The 26,932-nt window shown below is 55.9% G+C and carries 17 protein-coding genes; 5 read left to right on the forward strand and 12 right to left on the reverse strand.

The window, feature by feature from the left end; translation table 11 throughout:
- Positions 1-415: 415 nt before the first annotated feature.
- From SV7mr_RS15270 to SV7mr_RS15280, 3 genes are read right to left on the reverse strand one after another with little or no spacing between them, the layout of a single operon-like run.
- Positions 416-3,589 (reverse strand): efflux RND transporter permease subunit, encoded by a 3,174-nt coding sequence (locus SV7mr_RS15270; protein ID WP_145273889.1) that lies wholly within the window; start codon positions 3,587-3,589, stop codon positions 416-418.
- On the reverse strand, positions 3,586-5,070 hold the full coding sequence (locus SV7mr_RS15275) for an efflux RND transporter periplasmic adaptor subunit (RefSeq protein ID WP_145273892.1): 1,485 nt from the start codon (positions 5,068-5,070) through the stop codon (positions 3,586-3,588). The genes SV7mr_RS15270 and SV7mr_RS15275 overlap by 4 nt, the downstream gene beginning before the upstream one ends.
- Before the next feature lie 4 nt (positions 5,071-5,074).
- Complete coding sequence (locus tag SV7mr_RS15280) at positions 5,075-5,701, reverse strand: TetR/AcrR family transcriptional regulator (protein ID WP_145273894.1); 627 nt, start codon at positions 5,699-5,701, stop codon at positions 5,075-5,077.
- Positions 5,702-6,314: 613 nt separating this feature from the next.
- Here SV7mr_RS15280 and SV7mr_RS15290 point away from each other — a divergent pair.
- Entirely contained in the window at positions 6,315-7,523 is a 1,209-nt protein-coding gene (locus tag SV7mr_RS15290) for a DUF1444 domain-containing protein (protein ID WP_145273900.1), read from the forward strand.
- 175 nt (positions 7,524-7,698) lie between these two features.
- Here the strand turns inward: SV7mr_RS15290 and SV7mr_RS15295 are convergent, their stop codons facing one another.
- A complete protein-coding gene (locus SV7mr_RS15295) occupies positions 7,699-9,033 on the reverse strand; it encodes a Gfo/Idh/MocA family protein (protein ID WP_145273904.1) in 1,335 nt (444 codons plus the stop codon).
- A gap of 739 nt (positions 9,034-9,772) precedes the next feature.
- On the opposite strand from SV7mr_RS15295, the gene rsfS reads away from it, so the two are divergent.
- Together rsfS and argS are read left to right on the forward strand one after the other, a co-directional pair.
- Entirely contained in the window at positions 9,773-10,213 is a 441-nt protein-coding gene (rsfS, locus tag SV7mr_RS15300) for a ribosome silencing factor (RefSeq protein WP_419187431.1), read from the forward strand.
- A gap of 22 nt (positions 10,214-10,235) precedes the next feature.
- Positions 10,236-12,233: an arginine--tRNA ligase gene (argS, locus tag SV7mr_RS15305; RefSeq protein WP_145273907.1), complete on the forward strand. Its 1,998-nt coding sequence runs from the start codon at positions 10,236-10,238 to the stop codon at positions 12,231-12,233.
- Positions 12,234-12,287: 54 nt separating this feature from the next.
- Here the strand turns inward: argS and SV7mr_RS15310 are convergent, their stop codons facing one another.
- The 4 genes from SV7mr_RS15310 to SV7mr_RS15325 form a co-directional block, all read right to left on the reverse strand.
- Positions 12,288-12,515 (reverse strand): hypothetical protein, encoded by a 228-nt coding sequence (locus SV7mr_RS15310; RefSeq protein ID WP_145273910.1) that lies wholly within the window; start codon positions 12,513-12,515, stop codon positions 12,288-12,290.
- A gap of 4 nt (positions 12,516-12,519) precedes the next feature.
- Positions 12,520-14,139 carry a YeiH family protein gene (locus tag SV7mr_RS15315; protein ID WP_419187432.1) on the reverse strand — a complete coding sequence of 540 codons (1,620 nt, stop codon included), beginning with the start codon at positions 14,137-14,139 and terminating at the stop codon, positions 12,520-12,522.
- A gap of 232 nt (positions 14,140-14,371) precedes the next feature.
- Entirely contained in the window at positions 14,372-15,181 is an 810-nt protein-coding gene (locus tag SV7mr_RS15320; RefSeq protein WP_473163645.1) for a sugar phosphate isomerase/epimerase family protein, read from the reverse strand.
- A gap of 86 nt (positions 15,182-15,267) precedes the next feature.
- Entirely contained in the window at positions 15,268-17,055 is a 1,788-nt protein-coding gene (locus tag SV7mr_RS15325) for a tetratricopeptide repeat protein (RefSeq protein ID WP_145273914.1), read from the reverse strand.
- Positions 17,056-17,393: 338 nt separating this feature from the next.
- Between SV7mr_RS15325 and SV7mr_RS15330 the strand changes: the two genes are divergently transcribed.
- Together SV7mr_RS15330 and SV7mr_RS15335 are read left to right on the forward strand one after the other, a co-directional pair.
- Positions 17,394-20,048, forward strand: coding sequence for a DUF1592 domain-containing protein (locus tag SV7mr_RS15330; protein WP_145273918.1), 2,655 nt, complete (start codon positions 17,394-17,396; stop codon positions 20,046-20,048).
- A gap of 78 nt (positions 20,049-20,126) precedes the next feature.
- Positions 20,127-21,530, forward strand: coding sequence for a DUF1552 domain-containing protein (locus tag SV7mr_RS15335; RefSeq protein WP_145273922.1), 1,404 nt, complete (start codon positions 20,127-20,129; stop codon positions 21,528-21,530).
- Positions 21,531-21,677: 147 nt separating this feature from the next.
- Here SV7mr_RS15335 and SV7mr_RS15340 read toward each other — a convergent pair whose 3' ends face one another.
- From SV7mr_RS15340 to SV7mr_RS15355, 4 genes are all read right to left on the reverse strand, one after another.
- On the reverse strand, positions 21,678-22,043 hold the full coding sequence (locus SV7mr_RS15340; protein ID WP_145273925.1) for a VOC family protein: 366 nt from the start codon (positions 22,041-22,043) through the stop codon (positions 21,678-21,680).
- Positions 22,044-22,117: 74 nt separating this feature from the next.
- Positions 22,118-22,609: a hypothetical protein gene (locus SV7mr_RS15345; protein WP_145273928.1), complete on the reverse strand. Its 492-nt coding sequence runs from the start codon at positions 22,607-22,609 to the stop codon at positions 22,118-22,120.
- Positions 22,609-26,376: a S1 RNA-binding domain-containing protein gene (locus tag SV7mr_RS15350; protein ID WP_145273931.1), complete on the reverse strand. Its 3,768-nt coding sequence runs from the start codon at positions 26,374-26,376 to the stop codon at positions 22,609-22,611. Before SV7mr_RS15350 ends, SV7mr_RS15345 begins: the two co-directional genes overlap by 1 nt.
- A complete protein-coding gene (locus tag SV7mr_RS15355) occupies positions 26,361-26,552 on the reverse strand; it encodes a hypothetical protein (RefSeq protein ID WP_145273933.1) in 192 nt (63 codons plus the stop codon). Before SV7mr_RS15355 ends, SV7mr_RS15350 begins: the two co-directional genes overlap by 16 nt.
- Positions 26,553-26,932 lie beyond the last annotated feature (380 nt).

Below are 26,932 nucleotides of genomic sequence, written 5' to 3' on the forward strand. Positions count from 1 at the left end.
TTTGTGGGGAGGTTTTCGCGCCTAACCTGCTTCCGGCAGGAAAACAACGCAATTGGCCGACACGCTCGGTTCAGCGAATGAGCAAAACGCTGTCCGAGCCCGACCTGTCATGTGAGCTATCGTCGACCTAGAAAACTTCCCTAAAGGAAAAACTGGAAAAATCCGCAGAATCAGCAAACTCTTACCAACCCGTAAAGTTTACCACCGCACCGCAACAGCCGACTGGGCAACCTAGGGAACCCGGGTGCGATAGGCATATCACTGGCCCGCCAGGTCCAGCGAGACGCCATGGCGTTCAAAGATCGCCGCGTGTCACAGATCACCGCACCGCGTTGCGCACTGCCCTTGCCGGCCGCAGAGCCGTTGAATCTCAGCTGCATTTCCCACGAATCAGTTGCGGCAGTCACGCGTCTTTTCACTTGTAGACAGATTCGGAACGGCTGGCGGCGATTGCTTCAGCGGCCTGATTCCTGCGCAATTGCGATGGATTCCCAGACACGCCAGCGGTCAAACCAAAGTCATTCAGGATCACATACAAGGCTGGGAGCACAAAAAGGATCAACAGCGTTGAAGCCAGCAGGCCGAAACAGATGCTGACAGCGATGGGAATCAACACCTGTGCTTGCAGACTTTTCTCCAGCAATAGCGGCATCAGTCCCGCAATCGTGGTTAACGAGGTAATCATCACAGCTCGGAAACGCACGCGACTGGCTTCCCGAGCCGATGCCTCGACGTCAGCACCTTGCTGACGCTCTGACTTCAGGAACAGCATCAAAAGAATGGAGTCATTGACCACGATCCCCGCCAAGGAGGCATAGCCCATCACGCTTGGCAAACTAATGCTGAGCCCAAACAGGAAGTGTCCCCAGATGACACCCACGAAGGCAAACGGAATCGCCACCATCACCACCAGCGGCTCGAGATAACTTCGAAACTGAAACGAGAGAATCACAAACACGCCCAAGCACCCGATCATCGCTGCGCGCAACATTGATGTCCCCGTTTCGTCGGCGGCTTCGGCTTGGCCGCGATAGGTGACACTCAGCCCCGGGTATTCGGCTTCCATCGGGGCAATGACATCCCGACGCAGATTCGCCAGCACGATCATCGTGTTGGTGCGTTTGGCATCGGCATTGGCGATGACGTTTAGTTTGCGCCGTCCATTGAAACGAGAGATGCGCGACCATCCTTGGCGGGACTCAAGCGTGGCGATCTCGCCAATCGGCACCATTTGTCCGCCCGGCAGCGAGACGCGAAACTCCTTCAAGTCGCTCACGCTGGATCGGTTTTCATCGGCAAAGCGAACTTCGATATCATAGCCTTCATCACCGACTTGGATTTGATCGCTTTGCAGCCCCTGAAACGAGCCTCGCAATTGCCGCCCCAAGTCGATCGCCGTGATCCCCAATCCGACCGCTCCGGGTCGCAACTTAACAATCACTTCTTGAGCCCCAAGACGTGTGTCTGTGGTGGCATTGTAAACGCCATCGTAGGTTTCCAGTTCGCTGATGATGTCTTGCGACAATCGGCTCAGTTCGCTCAATGGCAAACCCATCATTTGAATTTCAATGGCTCGTCCGCCGGGGCCGATGGAGGGTTCATCAAATGTAATGGTTTGCGCATCGGGAATCTCACCCACTTTTTCGCGCCAGGTGCGTAAAAAGTCCTCGATCCTTGTGGTCCGCAGTTCGTTGGTCAACAGGTCAGCCGACAGAGTAGCGACGTGAGGTCCGGTCTCTTGAGCGTCACTATTAAAATTGAATCGCACATGAGAAACCTCGACCAAATCGCGTTGGTCGGGTTGCTGGGGACTGTAGACCGCGTTGGTGGCTGCCAATGCGGCCTCCATTTCCGCGACCACCTGCTGAGTGCGACTGAGTGGAGTCCCGGCACGCATCAACAATCGTGCTTCGACCGAATCACCTTCCAGGTCTGGAAAGACTTCTCCTTGAACGCGTCCGCCGACGATCAAGCCGATTGACAACAGGAACAGCATCGCGGTCAACCCGGCGGTTAAGTAGCGCCAGCGCACCGTCCAGCCAACCAACGCGCCAACTCGATCACGACCGGCATCAATCAGCCCATCGACGCGCTGCCGGAACCAACCTTTGCTGTCACCGTTTTCGTGCTGCAGTGAGTGTCCCAGGTGAGCAGGCAAGATCAAATAGGCTTCCACCAAACTGGTCGCCAGGACCAGCAAGAGAATCATCGGGAGCACTTTTAAGACTCGACCGATGTCACCGGAAAGAAAGATCAGTGGCCCCAACACACTGCACGTGGTCAAGAATGAGGAGAAAACCCCACCAGCCACCTCTTTGACACCGTTGACCGCAGCCTGCATTGCTGGTTCTCCGGTCGCGCGCCGCCGAGCAATGTTCTCGGCAATCACGATCCCATCATCCATCAGCAATCCGATGGCCATCAACAAGCCGACCATGGTCAACATATTGATGGTCAACCCGGCAGCTGGCACCATGGCAAACGCAGCCATGAATGAGACCGGCAGACTGGCGACCACCCAAAAGGAAAGCCGTGCGTTGAAGAACAACCACATCACAAGAAACACCAAGATACAGCCTTGCCAGCCATTCTTGATCAATAGCGAGAGACGTTCACTGACCAACGATGAGCGATCATTGATCGTGGTAAAATCAAGATCGGGCCGGACACTTTGTTCTTGATCCAAAACCGCTTTGACTTCAGCGGCCACGGTCAGTGAATCGGATGACTTTGATTTAAGAATTTTCAGGATCGCAGCGCGTTTCCCGTCCGCATCGACGCGGTCCTCTGTAAATTCGAACTCGCTGACAACTTCACCGAGATCGCCGATGCGAACTTCGGCGTTACCCGCGACGGCTTTGACAACAATCTGCTCAATTTCTTTCGGCGTCGTGCGCTCTTCCTGAATGCGAATCAAGACCTCTTCGCGCCCTGAGATCGTTCCCGCCGGCAAATCGACGTTCTGAGAACCAACCGCATTGGCAACATCAATGGGGCTCAACCCCTGAGCCAACAAGCGGTCTCGGGACAACTTGATGCGATAAACAGGCTCGGAGAATCCGGCAATCTGACAGTCCGAGACCCCCTTGAGTGCCATCATGCGATCTTTCAACGATTCGCAATAGGCTTTCAAACTGCGATGCGAGCCAAGGTCATCATCAACGGTGGCTTGAACCAGGACTTCCAAAACCTGGTCCCGCGTATTGAGACGCTTGATAACGGGCGGCTCTGCAAGATCAGGAAAGTCATTGATGGACGTGACAGCGTTTTCAATTTCGTTACGAAAGGCCCCGTAGTCACCACGGTCGGACATCTCCAACGTGACGGTGCCAACATTGCTAAGCGACTGGCTGCGCATCTCTTTAAGAAACTGCACGCTGTCCAGCTCCTCCTCCAGACGCGACACAATCGACTCGTCCACCTCTTCAGGCGTCGCACCAGGAAAGACGACCGTGACCTGGACTTCGGTTGGCAACGAGTCAGGAAAGGTCTCGCGGCGCAGGCTGCCCAATGACATCAGCCCGGCAGCCAGCATGATCACCATCAGCAAGTTGGCTGCGGTTGGATGTTTGGCAAAAAAATCAATCATCGCGCCACCTCTTGCTGAGCCGCGCCAACCGATGCCCTGTTGCGAACCGCTTGATCAGACGAAGCATTTTTCAACAACGAAGACGGACTTGATGGGGAAAACACTGCGGCGTCTGAAAACGTTGGCGCAACCAATTGACGATCCACGAGCGAGGAGGCGGGATCTAAGATCACAATCTCGCCATCACTTAGTCCCGACGTGATCGTCGTTCTCCCCTGGACCTCAAAACCGATCTGCACCTGACGCCGCTGCACACGGTTCTGATCGGTGATGCAAAACACCATGGAATCCACCAACGCAGCGTTGGGAACCGAAATCGCCGACGTTGGCTGATTCGATCGCAAACGAACTTCGCAAAATGATCCCGGCCGGAGCTCGGAGGCGTGACTGATCTCCCGCCTGCCTGCCGCTGTGGCATTGCTGACTCGAACGACCAATCCAAGAGTTCGCGAACGCTCGTCGAGCGACGGTGTGACGCGAACGACTTCGCCTGAGTAACGCATCTCAGATGCGCCACTACGCGTCACCACCTCGACCTCCACGGCGGGCAATGACTGCACGGCGGGCAATGACTGCATGGCGGGTTGCAAAACGCCTTGCTGGGCGAATTCGATGTTGGGTGCAACGCCATCGGGGACAGCGGTTTTCGGACCTCCCACTAAACGTCGCAACTGCGCCAAAGAAATTTGCGTTTCGACTTCCACGCTGGTCGTTTCAATGATGTCCAACAGTGTTTCTTTGGGCGCGACATACTGGCCTTCTTCGAGAGCAACATTGGCCAATAGGCCATCAAAGTTCGCGACGATGGTTGTTCGCTCCAGATCGCGTTTGGCTTCCTGGACTCGAGCGGCTGACAAAGCGATCGACGCTTCAGCAGACTCAATTTGTGCCTCATAAGTACTAAGCGAGTTGAGAAGATTCTGAACCGTTTGTTGTTGCTGCAACTGGCTGAGTTGGACGACGTCCGCTTCGGACCACGACGCCGATTGATTCAAACGCAGTTCTGCCAGGCGTTTGACGTCGCGATCACGCACCACCAACATTGCCTGCTGAATCTGGAGCGACTTTTCATCCGACGCGCGGGCGAGTTCCAACTGGCGCAGTTGAGCCTGGGCCTGGCGAAGCTCAGCCTGCCGTTGCTGGAATCGCAATTGATAGTCCGAGTCATCGATTTGCAGCAATGGCTGCCCTTTGGTCACCGAGATCCCTGGCTTGAGCTGCAGATACGACTTGGCAATCTGTCCCCCGACTTCGGCCACAGCCGTCCAACGTCGATTCGCAGCGGCAGTGCCAAAACCAACCACCTCAGGGGCCAAAGGTGACACGACAGCATAGATTGCCTTCACTGGCGTGGCTTTCTCGGTGTGTTCAACGCGTTTGATCTCTTTTTTCATAGAAACCAACACTGCGATCACAGCGAGCCCAACCAAGATCGGCGGCACGATCAGCAATCGCTTTGACCGCAGAAGTCTTTTCAACATGATGCTAATTCCCTGTCGCCTCTAAACCATACGCAGCCAGAAACATCTTGACCGCCGACTGACAAATCTTCTCTTGCTTGGCCTTTCCCGGCATTGGCTTTCCAGCGCAATCACGAATTGGCTGAATACCAACCAACATGCCGATAAAGGCCTCCGCCGCCATGGCGGGATCCTCGCAACACAACCGTCCGGCCAACGTCTCTTGTTTCAAGTAGTTCGTCATGGCCTTTATCACGCGAGCCGGACCGGCGGCGTAAATCGCCTTGCCGATCTCCGGGTGGTCGATCGTTTCGGAAAGCGCCAAGCGTCGCCAACGCATGGCATCACGCGACAATAAACGCGAAAGGAACACGTGGCCGAACTGCAGCAAATCAGCTTCCGTATCCCCGCTCGATTGAAGAGACGTGGAGATCCGCTGCGCATTGCCTTCGGCGTGCTGCTGCACAATGGCCAGCAACAGCCCATGCTTGGATCCAAAGTGGCTATACACCGTCGGCTTGGTCACACCGGCAACCTTGGCAACATCATCCAAGTTGGATTCGCGGTAGCCCTGCTCCAAGAACAACTTGATCGCCGCAGCGAGAATCAGCTCTTGAGTTGGCGGTTTCTTTTGGTTTGCTTTTTTAGCCATTGACGACACACTCCATCCATCCAAACTTTACTTTACCGTAAAGTCTACCCCAGCACGCAATCGGGGCAAGTGTTTTTCACACCAGAATTGTCTGGCGTGTCGCCGCATGCGGTGTCTTGGCAGCGGTCAAGGCGCGCCAACCTGGCGTCCAGCCACCTGGATCGCTGTACCGCCCGGCAGTCTGCCCACAGGACTACGCCTGATCCCGACAGCCAGCCGCCACACGCCTTGTGGACCGTCTAACAGTGCTCGCGATTCCACATTGACTGCCTAACGGTTCGAAGCCCCGACTCGATCCAGACGCGTCGGACTCTGGCATGATCCGTAGCCACCTCCTGATGGGGCAGAGCGTGCGACAACGCTCGCCCGAAGCACCGAGCACCGTGCACCGAGCACCGAGCACCGAGCACCGTGCACCGAGCACCGAGCACCGTGCACCGTGCACCGTGCACCGAGCACCGTGCACCACGACTGGACTCCAAAGCCCATGCTGGCGTTCGTTCAGGAACCGATTTCAAAAAACGACGGGCAGCGATTGCCACTCCGTAGACTGCGGCATCCTTGACCCCTAGAATAGAGGTGCCCTCGCCATCCCACACTTTCTACAACGACAATGCTTCCCTTCGGAAAACCATCCAAAACACAGTTTGCCACTCGGCTCATCCGTGCAATCGCAGAACAGACGGCAATTGAGTTTGGCTATGATTCAGACGAGAATGAATTGCGCAGGCTGGATGGCGACGGCGTGATCAACATCGCCAATCTGTATTTAGAACACTGCAAGCTAAAGAAACGAGAACGCGCAGAACACTTGCAGGTGATCGCGGGCGTTTTCGGCCAACGTCCCGAAGCCTTGCCTAGTGAATTCTCAGAAGCCAAGCGCAACCTGCGACCCAAAATCTGGACGCGGGCCATGTTCGAGTTTCAAAACCTGAAATCACAACTCACCGATGGCAAGTCATTCGACATGCCCAATGTCCCGCTTGGATCCCACTTGGCCGTGACGCTGGTCTACGATACCGATCATGCGATGCGTTCGGTCTCAGAGGAGGAACTCGCCCACTGGGACGTCAGTTTCGACGCCGCCATGCAGCAGGCGATTGCCAACTTGGATCAAGACACCACGACGTTTGCAAAGCTTGGCGATGCTCTCGCCTCATCAATGACCGGAGATGCCTACGACTCCTCACGCATCCTGCTAAACGATCGCCTTCGCAAACTGGGTCTAGAAGGAGACCTGATCGCCCTGGTCCCCACTCGCGACAGCTTCCTGGTCGCCAAGGCAAACGATCGCCAGGCCCTGGAAATGCTGTATAAGGTGGCCAACCTCACCGACGAGGACGAGCCGGTTGAACGGCCGCTAAGTCCCTTACCCTTGGCCTTTCGGGACGGCCAATGGCACGATTGGCAACCGCCCCAAAACCATGCCATCCGTCCTCTGTTCGAGCAGGTCGAACGAGACTTTCTAGGCAGTTTGTACAACGAGCAAAAAGAGCTACTAGAGGCGTTGTGGGAAAATGATCCAGAGGCTCCCTTCTTGCCGACCTACACGGGCGCCCAACGAGCCAGTGACAACGAGGTGTTCACTTACAGCGTTTGGAGCCGCGGGGCGAAGAGCCTGCTGCCGAAAACCGACGTCGTGATGCTCTTTGACAGCGATCAAGGAGTCACCATCCCAACGTCGTGGCAACAAATGCTGACCGTCCTTGGCGACGCTGTCGTGCTCGATGACTCGATCTACCCTTCAAGGTATTTAGTGGATCAGTTCCCCAGCGAACCACAACTGATCGAGTTGGCGAACATCGACTTAGATCTGGACTAAGACCTGCGTGCTTTGGCCTTTGGTTCCGCTGCATTTTGGTTGGTCACTGGAAACCTGCCCCACGGCAAAACGATCAATCAGATTCCGCAGCCAAAGAAAAACTCCGCAGTGCACTGCGGCACTGCGGAGTTGGACATTGCGAATTTCGGCGTGGTTAACCGTTTGATCAGTGCACTTAGATCAGCTTTGTCTTACCAGGGATCGCGAATTCAGGGACGGGGCGTTCGCCGTTGGGGTCCAAGTTCGCTGGGAACAAGTTCAGTTCCGACTTGTTGGTCAAGAAGTCCCAGGTCACTCGTTGGCCGGTGTAAGCCGCAACGCGTCCCATGACAGCGGTCAACGAGCTGTTAGCGGTTTCCTGAAGCTCGACAATCGGGTTGCCAGCACGGATCGAATCGATCAGATCCTTGTGCTCTTGCTCATAGGCGGCACCGATGTTACCAGCCATTTTCCAGACTTCTTTGCCAGCACGATCATAGATCGTTGCGCCACGGTTACCACCGTAGATCACAGCCATCCCATCGCTACCATAGATGTGGTTGCTGTTGTCGCCTGCTGAGCCAGGAATTTGGCGGCACTTGAACGAGATCTGACGATTACCGGAGTAGCCGAAGTCGACTGACATGCTGTCCCACATCTCGCTGTCTTCGGGACGAGTGAATCGTCCACCACTGGCGTAAGCGGTTTCTGGTGGCCCCTGCATGACCCAGTTCATTACGTCAATGTTGTGCACCGCTTGCTCGGCGATTTGGTCACCGGAGAGCCAGATGAAGTGCATCCAGTTGTACAATTGGTACTGAGTATCCGACATGCCGGGCTTGCGGCTACGGTACCAAATGCCGGAACTGCAGTAGCGAGCGGTCATATTGATCACGTCGCCGATCGCACCTTCATGAATGCGTTTGATCGCTTCCATGTAGTTGGTTTGACGACGGTACTGAGTTCCAGTGACGATGCCCGTTTTGTTTTTCTTGGCCAACTCGTGCGCCTTGACGCAGGTGTGGTAGCCAGCAACATCAACGCAACTTGGCTTTTCAGCAAAAACGTGCTTGCCAGCTTCAACGGCTTCCAAAACGTACTGCGGGCGGAAACCAGGAGGCGTGGTCATCAGCACCAAGTCAACGTTCTTGTTGTCCAGAACGCGCTTGTAAGCATCCAAGCCGACGTGATTGTCTTCTTCTTTGACATTCACCTTGTCACCGTAGGTCTGCTTCAGACGCTGCAGGACGTTCTTTTTGTTGGGGTCGATGTCTGCGGTGGCAACAATTTCGATGTTGTTGTTGATCGTGAGCGTATTGTTCAACGCCCCTGTCCCACGGCCACCCAGACCAACGATCCCAATGCGGATGTTGTCTTCTTTCGAATCAGGCTCGGCACCACGAACCGGACGAGTCATCGCTGCTGCACCTGCAACACCAGCGGAGATTGCTGAACCGGTACGAAGAAATTGACGGCGGTTCGCAGCTTGCTGATCTTGTTGCGTCTTTGATTGTTTTTCCATTGCGGACATGCCTTGAATGAAAGGTGTTGGTGGGGTGATTGACTAAGCGCCATCCAGGAAGTCATTCCGTAGCGTGCTTCAGCAACTCTGAAGTCACAGAACAACGATCCATTGACGATTCAAACGCAAAGTGGCGGGGGTGGGATGTATCGGAACCGAGTGACACAATGAAACACGCGACCGATCGGCGGACGCCCCTCAAACGGGCAAGCCTCCAAGCGGGGTTCAATCTCCAGTCTCCGCATTGACGTCGGCAACCAAGGCGAATGGCCCCGGTTAAGTCAACGTGCGAAGTCTAACAACGAAACGAAATTCTGCGAGCTTTCGGTGAACATTCCTAGCAGCAAAACGCTCCTTTTGGTGGCTATCCGACTCGCTGGCCGACGTAAGTGCGTCACTTTGCCCGCATGCGACGGATGCCACACTTCACCTGAGTTGACCGAGCGACAGCCATGGAACACGGCCGCAGAAGCACTGCGACTTCAACACGCCGACACTTGCCTTCTGAAAATGGCCTTCTGAAAATCGCCTGCTAAAAATTGCCCTCGTGCATCTGTCCGGCCAATGCGGACAAAACAATGCCGTAAGCCGATGCCCCGAAAGGGTCGCTCAGCTGGCAGGCATCCAGAGGGGGGCTGCACCCTGTCATCTTTCCCGATGCCGATAGTTTAACCCAATTGCCCTGGGATGTGCGAACAGAATTGCAACTGGCCCCTGACAGAAAGCCCAAAATTGCTAGACTGTGGCCATGACAAATCAACAACCATCCAATTCAGCCGACCCCATGGCCACTCCTTCGCGCTCCGTGCGACCACATGGCGTAGAGGGCAGTCGTAAACTTGCGTCCACCGCCGCACAGGTGGCCTTGGACAACAAGTCCACCGATGTCACGGTGATCGACGTATGCGGTCAGTCTTCGGAGTTCGATTTATTCGTGCTAGCGACCGGGCAAAGCCGTCGGCAGCTGCACGCGATCAGCGACCAAATCGAAGCGGCTCTGAAAAAAGAGCTGGGTGAAACCCGCCTTGGCGTCGAAGGCTACGACGAGAGCCGCTGGATTGTCTTGGACTACGGCAACGTGGTCGTTCACCTGTTCGATGAAGAAACACGTGAATACTACGATCTAGAATCTCTGTGGGCCGACGGCACCACCATCGAATTGGCCGATCTCGGCGTCTCGGCCTCGTAAGCTATCACGATTAGACCGCCCCATGCATCTTCCCTCGTTGTTTAGCCAGCGTTTCGCCGAAGCGATCGCTCAGTGCTCTTTTGCATCACAGCTGGAATCGCCGCAGCAGTTTTCCGACATGATTCGCCCGGCTGCGAATCCCAAGTTCGGTGACTATCAGGCCAATTTCGCGATGCCGATCGGCAAACTTGTCGAGGGACTCAATCCCCGTCAAGTTGCCGAACAGGTGCTCCAACAGATCGACTTGAATGATCGATGCGAAGCGCCCGAAATCGCCGGCCCCGGGTTCATCAACCTGAAATTGTCGCAGCCGTTTCTTGAGCAAACCATGCAACAAATGATCAGCGATGATCGTTGCTTGGTACAAAAGACGGCCGCGCCGAAGAAGATTCTGATCGACTACTCGTCGCCGAACGTTGCCAAGCCAATGCACGTCGGGCACATCCGCACGACAGTCATCGGATACTGCTTAGCCCAGACGCTGCGATTCCTTGGACACGATGTCGTCACCGACAACCACCTTGGCGACTGGGGAACGCAGTTCGGTATCATTATCTACGGCTACAAACACTTTGGTGATGCCGAAACCGTTGCCCAAGATCCTGTCCCGGAACTGGCCAAGCTGTATCGCATTGTGCATCACTTGATGGGATACCAGAAAGCCAAAGCCAGCTTAGAGACGCTGGCGGCGGAAATCGAAACGCTGAAAACGCAACACCAGGCGGCCGCAGCAGAAGCCGAAGTCGCCGAAGGAAAGGAAGCGAAGAAAAAACGCAAATCCGCCGAAGCACTGCGGCGGAAAGTCCAAGCCACCGAGGCTAGCCTGCAGTCCGCCCAAGAATCGATCGCCGCCACCGAAGCCGACCCCGTGATGTCGCAGCGCGCCGAGCAGCATCCGGACATCGGCACGGCCGTCCTGATGGAAACCTCTAAATTGCACGCGGGCGATGCCAAGAATCAGGAGCTGTGGGAAGAGTTCCTGCCGCACTGCAAAGACGAAATCAATCGCGTTTACGCGCGGTTAAACGTTGATTTTGATCACACACTCGGTGAATCGTTTTACCATCCGATGCTGGCTGGCTTGGTCGACGACTTGATCCAGCAAGGACTGGCCACCGAAAGCGATGGCGCCATCTGTGTCTTCTTGGAGCAATTCGATAGCCCCATGATCATCCGCAAACGCGATGGGGCGTTCCTGTACGCAACGACAGATCTGGCGACTCTGAAATATCGCCAAGACACCTTCCAGCCGGACGAAGTGCTGTACGTGGTTGATGCCAGGCAAGGCGAACACTTCCAAAAACTGTTCGTCGTCGCCGATACTCTGAAGCTGACCGATGCCAAACTGGTTCACGTCAGTTTTGGCACCGTCCTGGGCGAAGACGGCAAGCCCATGAAGACGCGCAGCGGTTCCCTGATTGGACTCGAAAGCCTCATTGATGACGCCGTCGATGCTGCATATCAAGTCGTTTGCGATCCTGATCGTGTCGCCAATTTTGATCCACCGATGGAATCGACCGAGCAAAAGGCGATTGCTGAAGCTGTCGGCGTCGGAGCGATTAAGTATGCCGACCTGTCGCATGATCGGACCAGCGATTACAAATTCAGCCTGACCAAAATGGTTCAGTTAACCGGCAATACCGCAGCCTACGCACAATACAGCTACGCCAGAGCAAGCAGTATTCTCCGTGTCGTCGGAGTGGACGAAGCCGAAGTGCAACAGCGAATTGAATCCAATGGCCTGACAATCACCGAACCGGCCGAACGCGCCCTGGCGATTGAGTTGCTGCGTTTCGAAGAAGCCTTGCAAAACGTCTACCAAGACTACGCCCCCAACCAACTGGTGGATTACGTCTACAGCACCGCTGAAGCATTCGCCAAGTTCAACAATCAGTGCCACGTCAAGAACGCCCCATCGCAGGAAATTCAAGACACGCGACTGGGCTTGGTCGTGTTGACCGGACGGGTGCTCAAACAAGCGTTAACCCTGCTGGGAATCAACGTCGTCCCCCGCATGTAATCGCCCAACGGATGCGCTCAGCTGACCATCCCCGCTGATGCAGGCGACAATGCCTTATTGATCACGCAGCAACTGATCGACCATCGGATGGTCCGTGTAAAAGGTTGCTGCCGGGTCGATGCCCAGATCCTCATAGCGCTGGTTGCGTTGCCGAACAAGATCTGTGCCGGCCAACCAAGGCAAGACAAACGTGTAGACCAGTCCCAGCGCAAGGACGATCAACAGCAACTGCAATCGGCCTCGCCAAGGATTCGGCAATGACTGGCTCGTTGTCTCTAACATCACGTTAGCCTCCAAAGACAGCCCAGGCCATCAGGAACGTCAACAGAATGTTCAGCGACTGACCACAGATGTACAGCATCACGGGTTTGCCATCGCGGAAATGCGGCAACAACTGCTTGAAATTGATTTCCAGCCCGATACTGACAAAGGCCAAACAAAACAGCCAGCCGCGAAGCACTTTTGATGACTGCTTGATCATCGATGAAATCATCACGTCGCCGCCGGTCAAATTCGAATACAACAACGAGAAGATCACCGAAGCGACCACAAACCCAAAGACAAACTTGGGAAAGCGATACCAGATTTCAGACAGCCCAATCGATTTCTGGTCTGCTGACGCAGATCGATCGACGTAGCGCACCCAGTACAGCGCAACGAAAAACGCCGTCAAGCCAATCAGAATGTTTTGAATCATCTTGATGGTCACCGCAACTTGAACGGCCTCGTCGGTCGCAGCTTTGGCAACCGCGCCGCTGTCGCCCGTTGGTGGGACCGCGCCACTCTGGGCCCCGCCGATCTGGGCCGCATCGGCAACGGGTTCCAATGCCAACATGTCACCGGCCACGGCAACCGCTCCGGTGGCATCAATCGTGCCGCCAATCCACGCACCAGCTACTTTCGGTGGCAAATTCATCGAGTTGATCGCAAACGGCATGATCACCATCATGATGACCGTGAACCCCAACGACAGTCCAATCGCTGATGACAACTCTTCCTTCTTTGCTTTGCAAGCCGCCGCCGTCGCGATCGCTGCGGAAACACCACAGACCGACATGTCGGCACTGATCACCATGTTCAAAGAACGTGACTTCATCTTCAACACCTTCTGGCCAAACACATACGTGCTAACCAACACGATTGGCGTGACCACCCAGGCGACCGCGATTCCCGGAGGCCCCAAGGCGACCAGCTTGGACATTAAAACGCCCGCGCCCATGACCACCAAGCCGGTCTTGATGAAAAACTCCGACTGCGCCGCCGGTCGCAACCACTTGGGCGTGCCCACGGTGTTGGAGATCACCAATCCGATCGCTAACGCCCACAACGCGTATTCCAAATTAAACGCTTTCACGGCCGCATGGCCTGCCAACACATAGGCCAACGTTGCCAACAGGAAGACGACTGGGAAACCCTTTGCAAACCCACCCGCGTCCTTCTTTCGCAGCCACATGGCCACGGTAAACAACACCCAGATCAGGACACCAGCCCCCAGCACACCGACGATCGGCGTCGACGCGGGCGCGTCACCCGACGCTGGCTGATAGAACGCGGCGATCGGATTGTTGCTCTGAACTTGGAAGGCTTCTTGCTGCACATCCTTGGGCTTCTGACCCCATTTCCCTGGCTTTGCCAAGTATGGCTTCAACAGCGAATCGATCTTGGCAGACTGACCACTCTCCTTGGCGTCTGCAACCCGCTGGCTCCAGTCCGCCGGTTTGGCAAACCAGATCGCGGCAAAGGCCACCGCCAGAATGAATCCGCCACACCAGATGGCAAACCAGTCTTCGCTGGTTCGCATCTGTTTCCAACTCGACTCGGGCTTTTGATAATCCACGGACTGCTGGCCATCAGACGCGGCGTTTTCGGCAACGGCAGCGTGTTCAGTCTCGTTGGTAGCGTTCATGAGCGTGGTGTGATCTGGCGGGCAAGAACTTGAGAGGAACGATCAGGAAGGGCGCAGAGTTTACCCCAAAACACGCTCTCGATGGAAGCGACAAGTTGCTCGAGCCAGGATGCGAATCGAAATGACCACCCTATCCCGCATGCGTGCAAGCACGCAGCAACCTCGCCAGGTGCCGTGCTTTTTCTGGGGGGGTGAGAAGTTTCTAAGCATTGGTGCGTGCGATCACGGCATCCTACGTTGCGGCGATCATGTTGTCCATGCTTTGCCGCAAGATCTGTTCGGCGCCGAGGGCATAGTCAAAGACTTCAACGCTCACCCAACCGTCGTAGTCAACTTGTTTCAGCGCTTTGAAAATCGGCTCAAAATCGACTTCTCCCATACCAGGGCCCAACAAGTTCGGATCATTGGCATGAAAGTGAATCATCGCCTCTGCGTTGTCGATGATGATCTGATCGATAGGTAAACCTTCGTCGCTCATGGCTTTGACGTCCAGATGCAACTGCACCCATTGGCTGTCAACCATTTCCATCAACTGGCGACCAGCTTGGGCGGTGTTTAGAAAGTTCCCTTCGCCACGGCCCAACGGTTCGATGGCAATCCGAACCTGATGTTCCTCAAGCGCGGGCACAGCGGCCGCCAAGCAGCGTGCGGCGGACTCCATCGCCTGTTGTTCGGACTGAGTGTCGGGAAAATTCCGCTGATGCGGCGACCCTAACACCATCAAGTCACCGCCCAGATCGCGGCACAACTTGGCGAGCTGACCAAGATACTCGCTGGTACGATCAAGCACCTGCGTGTCAAGCGTGGTCAAGTGAAAGCCTTCTGTCTTGGCCAGCAACCAGTGCAAGCCGATGATAGAAAACCCGGCGTCTTCGACCTGCCGTCGATAATCCAGACGCTGCTGATTAGAAAACGACACGACGTCGTCGGTCAGCATGAAGGGGGCGACTTCCCAGCCGGTATAGCCGGCATCACGCGCCATCTGCAGCGATTGCTCAAGCGGCAGATCGCCAAACGTTTCATTGCAAATTCCGTACTTCATTTTCACTGCGTTGTGCGCGGAAATGGTTGCCAATCAAGAGTGCAACCAATCTAACACAACGCAGTATGATGACGGAAGGTGGCGGATTAAGTGTCGATCAGATCGTCTTCACTTAGAATCGGCACGTCATTCTCCTCGGTCTCTTGCTTCTCGCGCCAAGGCTTGCCCTTTTGGTAGCTCTCGAGCTCTTCCTTGAGCTGGTCGATCTGTGGATTTTCGTCCTTCTCGCCCAGTGCAACGGCTCGCTTGCTCCATTCGATCGCCTTCTCAAAGTTACCGGCTTCGGCGTATCCGGCGGCAAGAGTGCTCAAGATGTGAGCTTCTTTCTCCTCGGTGACTTCGACAGCACGCAGGCCGAATTTGATGGCTTTTTCGGCATCACGCAGATCATCGTTGGGGCTGGTAGCCAGCACCCAAGCCAAGTTATTCAAGATGTTTGACAGCACGGCGTCCGACTCGTCGTCACCCATCTCTTCGAGAGCGAGTTCGTAATCAGCAATCGCCTGACGATGTTCTCCGGTGGACAGGTAGGCCCCGGCACGCATTCGCAACGCGGAACCGTTGGTTGGATCACGATCAAGAATCGACGTCAGCAAATCGATGCCTTTTTCGGTCCGATCGTCTTCTAAGTAAAGGCTGGCCAGTTGCAAGGTTCGGGGCATGCTGCTGGGGTCACGTTGAACCAGTTTTTGCATTTCGTTGATTGCATCGGCCATCCGCCCTTCTTGCAAGGCAATGTAGCAGCGAACTTCAATCGCTTGATCGGCAGCGGCAACTCCCGGAGCAATTTTCTCTGCCGCTCGCAAATCACGCTTGGCAGCCTGAACATCGTCGCGTGAGAGCGCGATGTTGGCACGTTGTAACAATGCCAAGGGGTCCTTAGGCTGCATGGCCAAGGCTTTGTTCAAGTCAGCCATCGCCTGGTCGTCTTTTTGCAGCATGCGATAAACGATCGCTCGCATGCGATACAAACCTTCGCTGGGTTTGGCCTCCAACGCCTTGCTCAATAATTTGGCTGCATCGTCAAGGCGTTCCATTTCCGCAAGCTTCTGAACGACAACTTGAGCGATCTGTTGATTGGTGGGATTCTTTTCAAGAATCTTTTCCATGTCGTCAACAGCGCCGTCAACGTCGTCAAACTTCAACCGCAATGCCGCTCGAGCTTGGTAGGCTTCCATGTTTGCGGGATCGTCACGGATGGCATCATCCAAGTCGCCCAAGATCTTGTCGTCTTGAGTCGGATCCCATGTCAGGGCTCTCAGCACGTAGGCCGCACTCCGCTCAACAGGATTGTCTTCCAGTAATTCAATGGCTTTGGTCGTCGCTTCGGCAACCGCAGTTTTGTCGCCACCGGGCGAAAGATTCAATCGAGCGATCATCAAGTAGGCTTCAACCAATTCGTCATCCGCTTTGACAGCACTCTGCAAGACCCGCAAGGCATCGTCACGCAGCTCCAGTTGCCGGGCTCCGCGAGCCTTGGGAATCTCCTGAACGATCAATTGACTTTGCTGCAGCAAGACGGAACCGAGCATCTTGCGGGCGAACGATTCGTTCTCGCCGCTGACGCCTTTCTTCAAGGCTCCGCGAAGCTTTGATTCGATGTCTTTCAATTGGCGAACAGACTTCGCATCAAAACGCTGCACCACGGCTTCGTCCAACAACGATTGCCCCGCATCCTCATCCGCTGCATTCAACCCCAGAGGATCATCATCCACAGGCTTGGCAGGGGCATCGGATTGAGCGGGTTTGTCGTCTGCCTGTTCTTCTTGAGCAAAGACGCCGGGAGTGCCCCCAGGCACCAGCAGACCGCCAGTCACATAAACGGAGAAGGCAACCGCAAAGACGATTTGAGATGAAAGCGTGCTTCGAATCATAATCCTAGGCTCAAATGAGGAGAAACAAGTTCAAACCATTATGGCGTCTTGTCACTCCTGTGCGAAAGATGAACTCGCTCAGAAACCAAATTCCGTCAAAAACAGCCCCCAATTTAGAGGACAAATCTCGCCCTCGCTCCAGAAAGTCACCAACGTCCGACTCACAGACACTACGTCAAGCGCTGCGCCGTCGGTGATCAACGCCTAACAATCGATCCAACAGCAGACACCGCCCCTCTTGAAACATCAGCAGCTCGATTTCAAAAACGTTACACTGAAGGTTGCCGTTGATTTTCGATGCGCACGCATCTCTCGTCACCTTCGGATGCTCTCTTCAAATGCGTTGGATACGAAAACGTTTCTCGCCCGCCCACTGCCAACTGAAACTGTCAGCCTATTTCAAGCTGTGGACGACCGCATGCTTGATCTTGATGGCCAACGCATTGGCAAGCCCCGGCCACTCACAGCAACCATCGTTGCCCGCCCCAATCGCTGCGTTTTCATTCAGCGAGCGCACGATCAATCAAGCGTCTGGCACCGTCACCAGCTCTGCCAATTCGTTTGCGTTACAACTCGCCCCGATCGGTGCGGCCAAGCCGGTCTCCGAACCAGCGGTGCTGCTGTTGCGTGGCGACGGTTTTCTGAGCACCAAACAGCCCGCCGAAAAACTCTCTCGCGCAATCCGCAGCACCGGCGCCGTCACCGTCTCTCTGTGGTGTGAGCCTGGTAAAGTGGATCAATCGGGACCCGCGCGGATCGTAACACTCTCTCTAAGCCCCACCGAGCGCAACTTTACCATCGGCCAGGATGGCAATCGCTTTGATGTCCGTTTTCGAACAACAAAAACCAGTGCAAACGGCCTCCCCTCTCTGTCCACTCCCAGCGGCACTGCCACGCGCAGCCGCACCCACTTGGTGTTCACCCGTGCAAGCGATGGCCAAACCCGGATCTACTTAAACGGCCAACTAGCCGCCAAGGGCAACGCAAACGGTACGCTTGCCAACTGGAACAACAAAGCCAAGTTAGCGCTGGGTAACGAAGTCACCGGTGGCCGTCCTTGGCAAGGCAAGCTATTGAACGTTTCCATTTACGATCGGCCGATCAGCCAACCCCAGGTCGCAATGCTCTTCCAACAGGGACACAACCCCAAGCCGATTTCACCGCAGGAGCTTCGACTCGCCAAGCTTGAACAGCATTTTCGTCAATCCGTTGCCCCAGTTGTCGCCAAGAACTGCCTGCAATGCCATGACCCAGCCACGGCGGAAGGTGATTTGATCCTGGACCAAGACAGCGAGAATTTTCGAGAACTGATTGATGTTGACTCGCTCGACGAGAACCCTTTTTGGCTTTCGATTCTCAATGACGAAATGCCGAAGGATCGACCACCCTTACAAGCCGACGAAAAGCAAGCCATAAAGCGTTGGCTGAAAGACGACGCGGTCTGGACAGAAGGGCAAATTGATCCAGCCGACTACCAATACAATGCTCAGCAACCGTTCTTTGTCCGGCGGCTGACCACCCCGGAGTACATCCGCAGCGTACGAGCCGCCGTCGGGATCGATATCGCCAAGGCTGCGAAAATGAAATTGCCGCAGGATTTGCGAGCCGACGGGTTCCAAAACACCGCCTACAACTTGACGGTGGACCTGAATCATATCGAGACCTACAACCAGCTGGCCAAACAGATCGTCGCGCAAATGGATGTGGTGGCATTTGTTAAACCGTTCGGCCATCGAGCGCTCCTGACGGACAACGAGATGCGTGGCCTGATCCAATCCATGGGAACACAGATCCTGAGAGGCCCTCTAAGCGATCAGGAAATCGATTCTTTGCGCGGCATCTCAACCTCGGTCGCTGCCGCCGGCGGTGACTACGAAGCGGCCTGTCGTGCGACGCTACAAGCCTTGTTACAGTCACCACGGTTTCTCTACCGGATCGAAAATCAAGATCGCCGAGGCGCCGCTGCCTTCCTAGACGATTACGAAATTGCCAATCGGCTGAGCTACCTGGTCTGTGGGGCTCCGCCTGATGCACCGCTTTTAGCGGCGGCAAAACGGGGACAGCTGCGTGATTCGGATAACATTCGGCGTCACGTCCAACGGCTCTTGGCGTCCCCCCAAGCGATCGAGCATTCGGAGGACTTTCTTTCGCAATGGCTGAACCTCAAGCACTTGGACTCACTGCAGCCCAACGAGCAACGGTTCCCCAACTGGAGACCACCGCTTGCGGCTGAAATGCAAACGGAAACGCTGAAGTTTTTTCGAGCGGTGATTTGGGAGGAAAAGCGTGCCCTGACCGCTCTGTTAAACACTCAATACACGTTCTGTACACCACGCCTTGCGAAGCATTATGGCTTATCCCCTCAGGCTGACGGTTGGCAGCGCTACGATCTGTCCAAGGTTGCTCATCGCGGCGGCTTGCTGACTCATGGCAGCGTGCTTTCGATCGGCGGCGACGAAGCATCGATGGTGACTCGCGGCCTGTTTGTGCTTAAAGAACTGCTGCGAGGGACCGTCAACGACCCGCCGCCCTGTGTCGACACGTCGCCGGTCGCTGCCACCGCAAACGTCTCGGCTCGCGAGATCAGTGAAAAACGAATCCAGAACCAAGCGTGCGGAGGCTGCCACCAGCGATTCGAACCCTTGGCCTTTGGGCTGGAAAAGTTCGATGGCCTGGGAAGCTTCATGCAGCGTGATCATCACGGCAACGCATTGCGTGAAGATGGCGACATCCTGATTCCCGGCACCGCAAAACCACTGCTGTTTTCAACCTCCGCACAATTGATGGACACGTTGGCCAATCATCCCCGCGTGCATCACACGCTGGTTTGGAAACTGTGCCAGTTCGCCAAGGGTCGCCCACTGACCAGTGAAGATGCCCCCTTCGTCACGCAGATTGCTAAACAAGCCGCCGAAAACGGTGGCACCTATCAAGCCGTCATCGAAGCGATGGCTGTCAGTCCACTGATCCTGCCCGGACGAAGGACTCCGTAGTACAAGTTGCCAACAGCGCTCACCAAGCTGTTGATTCACGTCTCAATCCGACATCATTCCTATCCAGAACGAAATCAGATGAAGCTTCATCGTCGAACCATGTTACGCGGTGCCGGTTCTGTCTTAATCGGCTTGCCCTTGCTAGAGGAAATGCAAGGCAAGCAGGCCTTCGCCGCAGACGCCCAGGCAGTTCCCGAACGTGCCTTCAATGTTTTCTTTGGCCTTGGTATCCCAGCGCCGCTGCAAGAAGAAGGCTTTGATGGCGTGCTAGAACCGCTCAAACCGCTGGCCGACAAACTGTTGATCATGCGTGGTGTGGACCATGTTCGCTGCGATGAATCGGGTATCAATGCACACTTCGACGGTGCCTCCGCTTCGTTCACCGCCACCCCGCCCGACGGTGAAGCCAAAGCCGGTGGTGCGTCGATCGATCAAGTGATTCGCAAACAGTTTCACCCGAATGGGTTGCCACAAGGCGTCGTCCCAACGGTGGTTGCGGGAACCTTCTTTCGTCGCAGCCGAGTCAGCCGGTTCGTTCATAGCTATAACGAAGACGGCACCGTCGCCGCCACCATGCAAGAACACCCGCGCAACCTCTTTGAACGCGTTTTTGGACGCATTGACGTTGCCACCGATGATGCCAGCAAACGGATCGACCGCAGTGTGCTCGACAGCGTGATTCAGCAGTACAAATTCTACTCGGGCAACCGATCCCCTCTCGGCGGCGCGTCGCGCACTCGCATCGCCGATCACCTGGATCGGGTTCGCGAATACGAACGACGTGCTTACCAACAGATCGAGGTTGACCCGCGAGCGCCCCAGTTGCCCGACGCAAGTTCCCTGGCCCACGGCGGTGCCGCAGATCCAGGCGGCGAAGGCCTGGACATGCACCTCGACGACCTGGTCCGCGAATGGCGTTTGATGGCGGAGTTGTACGCCGTCGCGATTGAGCTGGATCGGGTTCGCTTCGGCTCCGTCACCTTTCTTGCCGCTGGCGAACGATTGCGAATGAAGGGCGATTATCGATACGACAATCGACTGGTCTACTCATTCAACGACGCACAGGAACTGGGCAAAAGCGGTAGTGGCGGATGCAGCCATGAATGGTGGCATCGATTCCAACCGCAACGAGACAATCAACAGCTGCGTGCCCACGCGCACATGAAGATGCGTGAGGTCGGGTATTTCCTAACCCTGCTGGATCAAATCCAAGATGCCAATGGACGCAGTGCATTGGAAAACAGTTGCCTGACCGTCAGCACCGAATCTGGCGATGGCAGACACAATGATGTCAAGCGTGAGCTGTCAGGAGTCTTTCACGCCATGAGTTCGGCGAAAGGCCGAGTGCGCACCGGACAGCAAATCGCCGTCAACGCAGAAGGGATCGACGTTTACAACACCGTGCTAGAGAGCATTGGCTGCGAAAAGAAGCTGGGCCCCCAAGACAGGCCCTTCAACCGAGTGGAAAAGATATTGGCATAGGTCGATCTGGGACCGCTCTGGCCCCATTCCTCGCAGGCCGTTCGGCCCGTTTTATTGCAGATGCCGATGTCGTTTCGTTGACTGCACTCTCCCGCTGGCGGAAGGGTGTTGCTGAAAGCAACCGTGGCAGTGGAAAGGGCGATTGGATTAGGGGGGGACGCAGAGTTCGATCCAGTGGCCATCGGGATCTTGGACAAAGGTCTGCTGGGCGCCATCGGGACGGACGCGGCGTGGCAACCGCGTGGCTGCTTGAGCGTCAAGATGCTGTTCCCAGGCGTCCAGATCTTCGGTGAACAGCGCAAAGTGAGTGCCGCGATGCGCTGAATGCACAGGCAAATCACGATCGCCAATCAAATGCAATTCCTGATTCACGCCCAGACGAAACCACGCACCGGGAAAATCAAACGCAGGGCGATCCATCATCGGGAATCGCATGACATCACGATAAAATGCAATGCTGGATTCCACGTCGGCCACATGCAAGGCGACGTGATTGAGTTCAAAAACCTTCATGGCTAAGCGTCTCTTTCAATCATGATTGAACCGTTGATTCACCGACTGGGGCTCCAGCCGGTGAGCGATGGCACTTAGCCTATCTTGGCAGCAAACTGCTCGGCGTATTCAATCGTCCAAGCATCAATGACCTGCTCGAACTCCACCACATCCACTTCACTGATCTGACGGAACAGCGAACGATTGAACAGTTCACGATTCTTAATGGTGCCCTTGCCCTTCAAATCCAAGACCTTTAGGTCAGAGATTGGGCGAATCACCATTTCGAAGCGACTGTACTGATTGGTGCGACGACCGCTTTCTAAATGCAAGTCGTCTCGGTAACAAGCCGATCCCCAACCCACTTCACCAAACATCGCTTCGTGGCGAAACCCGGGAAACGCATCAATGATATCGTTCACTTTCGATTCAATGCGATCGGACAAAGCCAAGCGAAACGAGGTGTGCAACCGCTTCAATTCCTCTTCGGTCATCTCAGCTTTGCGAGACTGATTCGCAGCCTGCTCGCGGCGATTCTGTCCGCGTTGGATGGCCGATTCAAAACGAGCCTTGAAATCGTCACTCATCAGGAGTCCTCCGATTTGGCAGCCGCATCCTTGTTGGTGCTTTCAGGGCCGGTATTTTCAGTGCTGGTGTTTTCAGGGCTGGTAGCAGAGGCCTGTGGAGCGTCAACCGGTTTGGCTTCGGCAGCCTGTGGAGCCACTGGCTGTTCTGGCACTGGCTGCGTTGAGACAGGCTGCTGATCGACAGCCGGCGTCTGCGGCGCTGCCTCAGGAGCCGGTTGGCTGTCGGCTTGCGGGCCTTTGTCCTTTTTCTTACCGCCTTTCTTGCCGCCCTTTTTGCCACCTTTGTTGGATTCTGGCTGATCGCCTCCGGAGTAGAACTGCAGAAGGTCACCGAAGGACCTCAAGGGTTCGTCCCCTTTTTGCATCGCATCGGTAATCGGCTTGGCTTCTGGTTTAGCGACCACGCGATAGGACTCGGGATGTCGCTCTTTGCGATTTCCACCGCGTTGGCGACCATCACGACGCTGACCGGATCGATTGCGATCGCCGCCGCGGCCATCACCGCCTCGACCGCCACTTTTCCGATCACCACCGCCACCGCCACCGCCAGAACGAGCCTGACCACCACCGGAGCGGCCTTGACCGCCTTGTCGAGCGTCTGGCTTGCCGCCTTGACGCTGCCCGCCGCGACTTTGACCGCCACGTGCATTGCCGCGCCCACCACGAGAGTTTGACTCTTGCTGGCGACGTTCTTTCAGGTTCTCTTCCTGTTCCGGCGACAGAGCGCTCAAACCAACGCGGCGACGTTTTTCGTCAATCCCAGTCACCCAGGCGGTCACGACGTCACCAACCTGAACGGCTTCGTTGAGGTCTTCAACGTAACCATCGCTCAACCGACTGACGTGAATGAGCCCACTGCAATCGGGAGCCAATTCAACGAAGACGCCAAAGTTCATGACGCCGACCACAACGCCAATCACTTCGTCTCCAGGACGGAGCGTTTTGAGCGTCGGCATGGTTTTCAAAACCGCTGGCACATTGCCATCGGTGGTCGATTCGGCGAAGGGATCACAGAGCCAATTGATCACTTGGTTGGAGCGATGTCGGCCGATCTGCCATTCCTTGACGCACTTGTCAATTTTTTCCTGCGCGGGACGAGGCCGCACGACACGTTCAGCAACCGCAGACGCTTCGCTGGCTGACGAATCGGCAACTGAAGTCTCTTCGGCAACTGGAGTCTCTTCGGCAACTGGAGTCTCTTCGGCAGCTAAAGTCTCTTCGGCAACTGGAGTCTCTTCGGCAACTGGAGTCTCTTCGGCAACTGGAGTCTCTTCGGCAGCTGGAGTCTCTTCGGCAGCTGAAGCCTCTTCGGCAGCTGGAGCTGCTTCTGCAACTGGCTCGGCAACAGCTTCGGTGCTTGTTTCCGAGCTTGGCTCGGCGGCTTCCGTTTCGGCGCCATCGCCAACGGGTTCTGATTCGGGTTCGGCGGCATCAAGTTGGAACTCGCCAGCCTTGGCACCGGCGGTGTCAAAGTCTTCGACGGCGGCAGGTCCAGCGGGCTGCGTCGCGTCGACCAGTTGAACTTCTGGCTGCGGAGCTTCGTAACTGGGCGCGGTGTAACCGGGCGGGCAGGCGGGCGGCAGTTCAACTTCCAACGCTTTGGCCAGTTTCTTTGCCAACCCATAATCGTCGGGATGGATCAGCGTCCCGTCCAACACTTCCTCGCTGTTGTAAACGCGCAAGAACGGAATGGCCTGACGAGAATCAACCGCCGAGGGCCAGCTGGCCAGGCGTTCAAGATCAGCTCGCGATCCAATCAAGGACTCCTGGCGTTTGGCAACCAGCTCCTGTGCGACCGCTTCGCCAACGCCGGGCATCTGCTGCAACCAAGCTCCCGGAGCAGCGTTGACATCCACTCCCCCTTGAGACGAAGCGCCTGAAAGCACTGTACAGAGCTGTTCAGCCAAAGCATCGTCGGAAAGTTCGCTTTGGAAGGACGCCAAACGCAATCGCAATGGATCCACTTTGGCGTAAGCCTGGGCGGGATACAGGACGGAAAATGCGATCCAAGCCGCAGCGCGAAAACGGCGCGGCGTTGAACGCATCTCGCTGCCAGCAACTTCGCTGCTGGAATACGCGTCCGCTCCACTGCGATCCGCCAACGTCCAGCGGATGGAATTGTCCGGCGACTGTGCGATCAAGTCGCCCAAGGCAATCAAACAGGCTCTTCGAGCGGGCCCGTTGCTGATCACAACCAAATCGACGTTGTACTGATGAATCAGCTCGCCCATCTTGGCAACAGCTTGCCCGCGAACCGATCCTGACAACTGACAGGGGACATCTTCGCCGTGCAACACACGCCCATCGGCCGACACGATCGCGGTCGCAGCGGTCTTGGGTCCGACCGCATCGATCGACATGACGACCTTCGATTCGACGGCACCACGATTGACTTCGCGACGCAAGTGATTGGCGACAATGCCGACCAAACGCGTCGAAGCCTTCTCGTGCAGTTCATCCCACCAAGCCGATTCGGCAGCTTCGCGAATGTCTGCTTCGTGACGCATCACGACTTCATCAAGCTGATCAGCCAAAGCGGGATTAAAGCTTTGGACAACCTCGCGGATCTCCGCGACCAATTTGGCAGCGTCATACTGGAACGCGCAGACTGCGACTTGGCTTCGCAACGCGCGACCGAGCATCACAATTTGAAACGCACTGAACTTACTTGGCTGCAGCCGTTTGCCTTCAAGCGGTTTGAGCACACTGACCAACCAGCGGCGACGACGCTGGCGCGGAGAGATTTTCTTTTGCTTCTTGGCAACCGATTTCGCAGGCTTGGCCTCTGAGGCGACCGTCTTAGCCGAGGCCTCTTCGTCGGGCGTGAAGCCGGGCAAATCGGAGTCGGCTTCAGCAGCTGGTGCTTCGTCAGCAGAGCCTTCAGCAGATGGTGTTTCAGCAGCTGGTGTTTCAGCAGATGGAGTCGCGTCGGCGGCCTCGCTGGCCGGAGCGGCCTCTGCTGCTGGCTGAGCTTCGCTGGCTGGCTGAGTGTCCTTGGGGTCTGCCGCTTCTGCGCTGACTTCCGAATCACTCGCTGGAGCAGCAACTTCGCCACTGGCCTCTGGTGTCGTCTCTGCAGTGGAATCCGTGGCAACTGGCTCGCTGGCAACTGGTGTCTCTGACACCGTTTTCTCGGTGGCCTTCTGCGCTTGCTGCGTCTGTGGTGCTTGCGTTTCGCTCTCGCCACTGACGTGCGGATCATGCACGTTGCTCACATGAATTTTGGCGTTGCGGCCCAACCAACGAACGACGGCGCTGACGACTCGCGGATCACCGGTCAATCGCTTGGCCAGGGACTCTGGCAATTCTTGCACCGCTTCGTCGGCTTCGGTGATCTGCTCAACCGCAGCGGCGACTTCGGCGGGATCGCTCGCGTCACCTTTCTGTGGGTTTAGCAAACGCACTGCCAATCGATTCGATGGCGTGTCGGTTCCCGCGGCGCTTTCCTGGCGCAGTCGTTTGGCCAGACGCTGCAAGGTTCGGATGGAACCGCTCTTGCGAATGGCATCTCCAATTGCACTGTCTTGCAGGGGCGTTTCTTGCCAACTGGCAAGCAATTCCTCGCGAAACTGCTTGAGCCGTTGCTCGGCATCATTGGCAGCTTTCAAAGCCCAAAGCGTTGCTTCGTCCAATCCGCCCAGTTCATCACGCCGATACTTGGCTAAGAACGGCGGCTGGTAGCCTTGATCAAGTAAAGGTAACGCCAGTTTAAGATTAGATACGTCACATTGCCCGCGTCGCGCAATGGCTTCTAGATCGACTGCCATGATTCGTCGGTCTCAGCTGTTTCCGGTGTTTTGCCCGGTGGTTTGGTCCTGCAGCTCATGTCACGATCGATCATGAGGATTAGCTGGCAGCCTTGCTGCCAACCCATTTCATGACGAAAGATGTCACCAACCGCTTCGTTCCCGGTCTCGCTTAGCCAAGCTAATTGTTGTCCCACGCTCCTCTGCAATGGGCAACCATCGACTTCAACGCTAATGCGATTCTTAGTTGATAGTAAAAAGGAGTCCCTGAAACACTTGGTAGGAGCATTCCAGCAGCGACGAAATGATTCGTCACAACGAACAATGTAGCAGAGCAAAACGAATCTCGGCACCACTCCTGTCCATGGTTCGCAAGCAATTCACAGCATCAGAGCGATCCTCCCGCTGGAAAACAGGCCTCACACCCTCCCAAGCTGGGAATCCAACCAACATCCAGACGCCAAACAATCCGCCCCCAGAAGACGCATCCCCCCTGTTTTACGCAAACTCGCTTCCTCCATGGCTGCAGCAACTCCATCGCGAGAGCGAATGGGCCGCAGCCACCAGCGGCCTCGAT

Origin of the sequence: Stieleria bergensis (genome assembly GCA_007745635.1) — a bacterium.
GTDB lineage: Bacteria > Planctomycetota > Planctomycetia > Pirellulales > Pirellulaceae > Stieleria > Stieleria bergensis.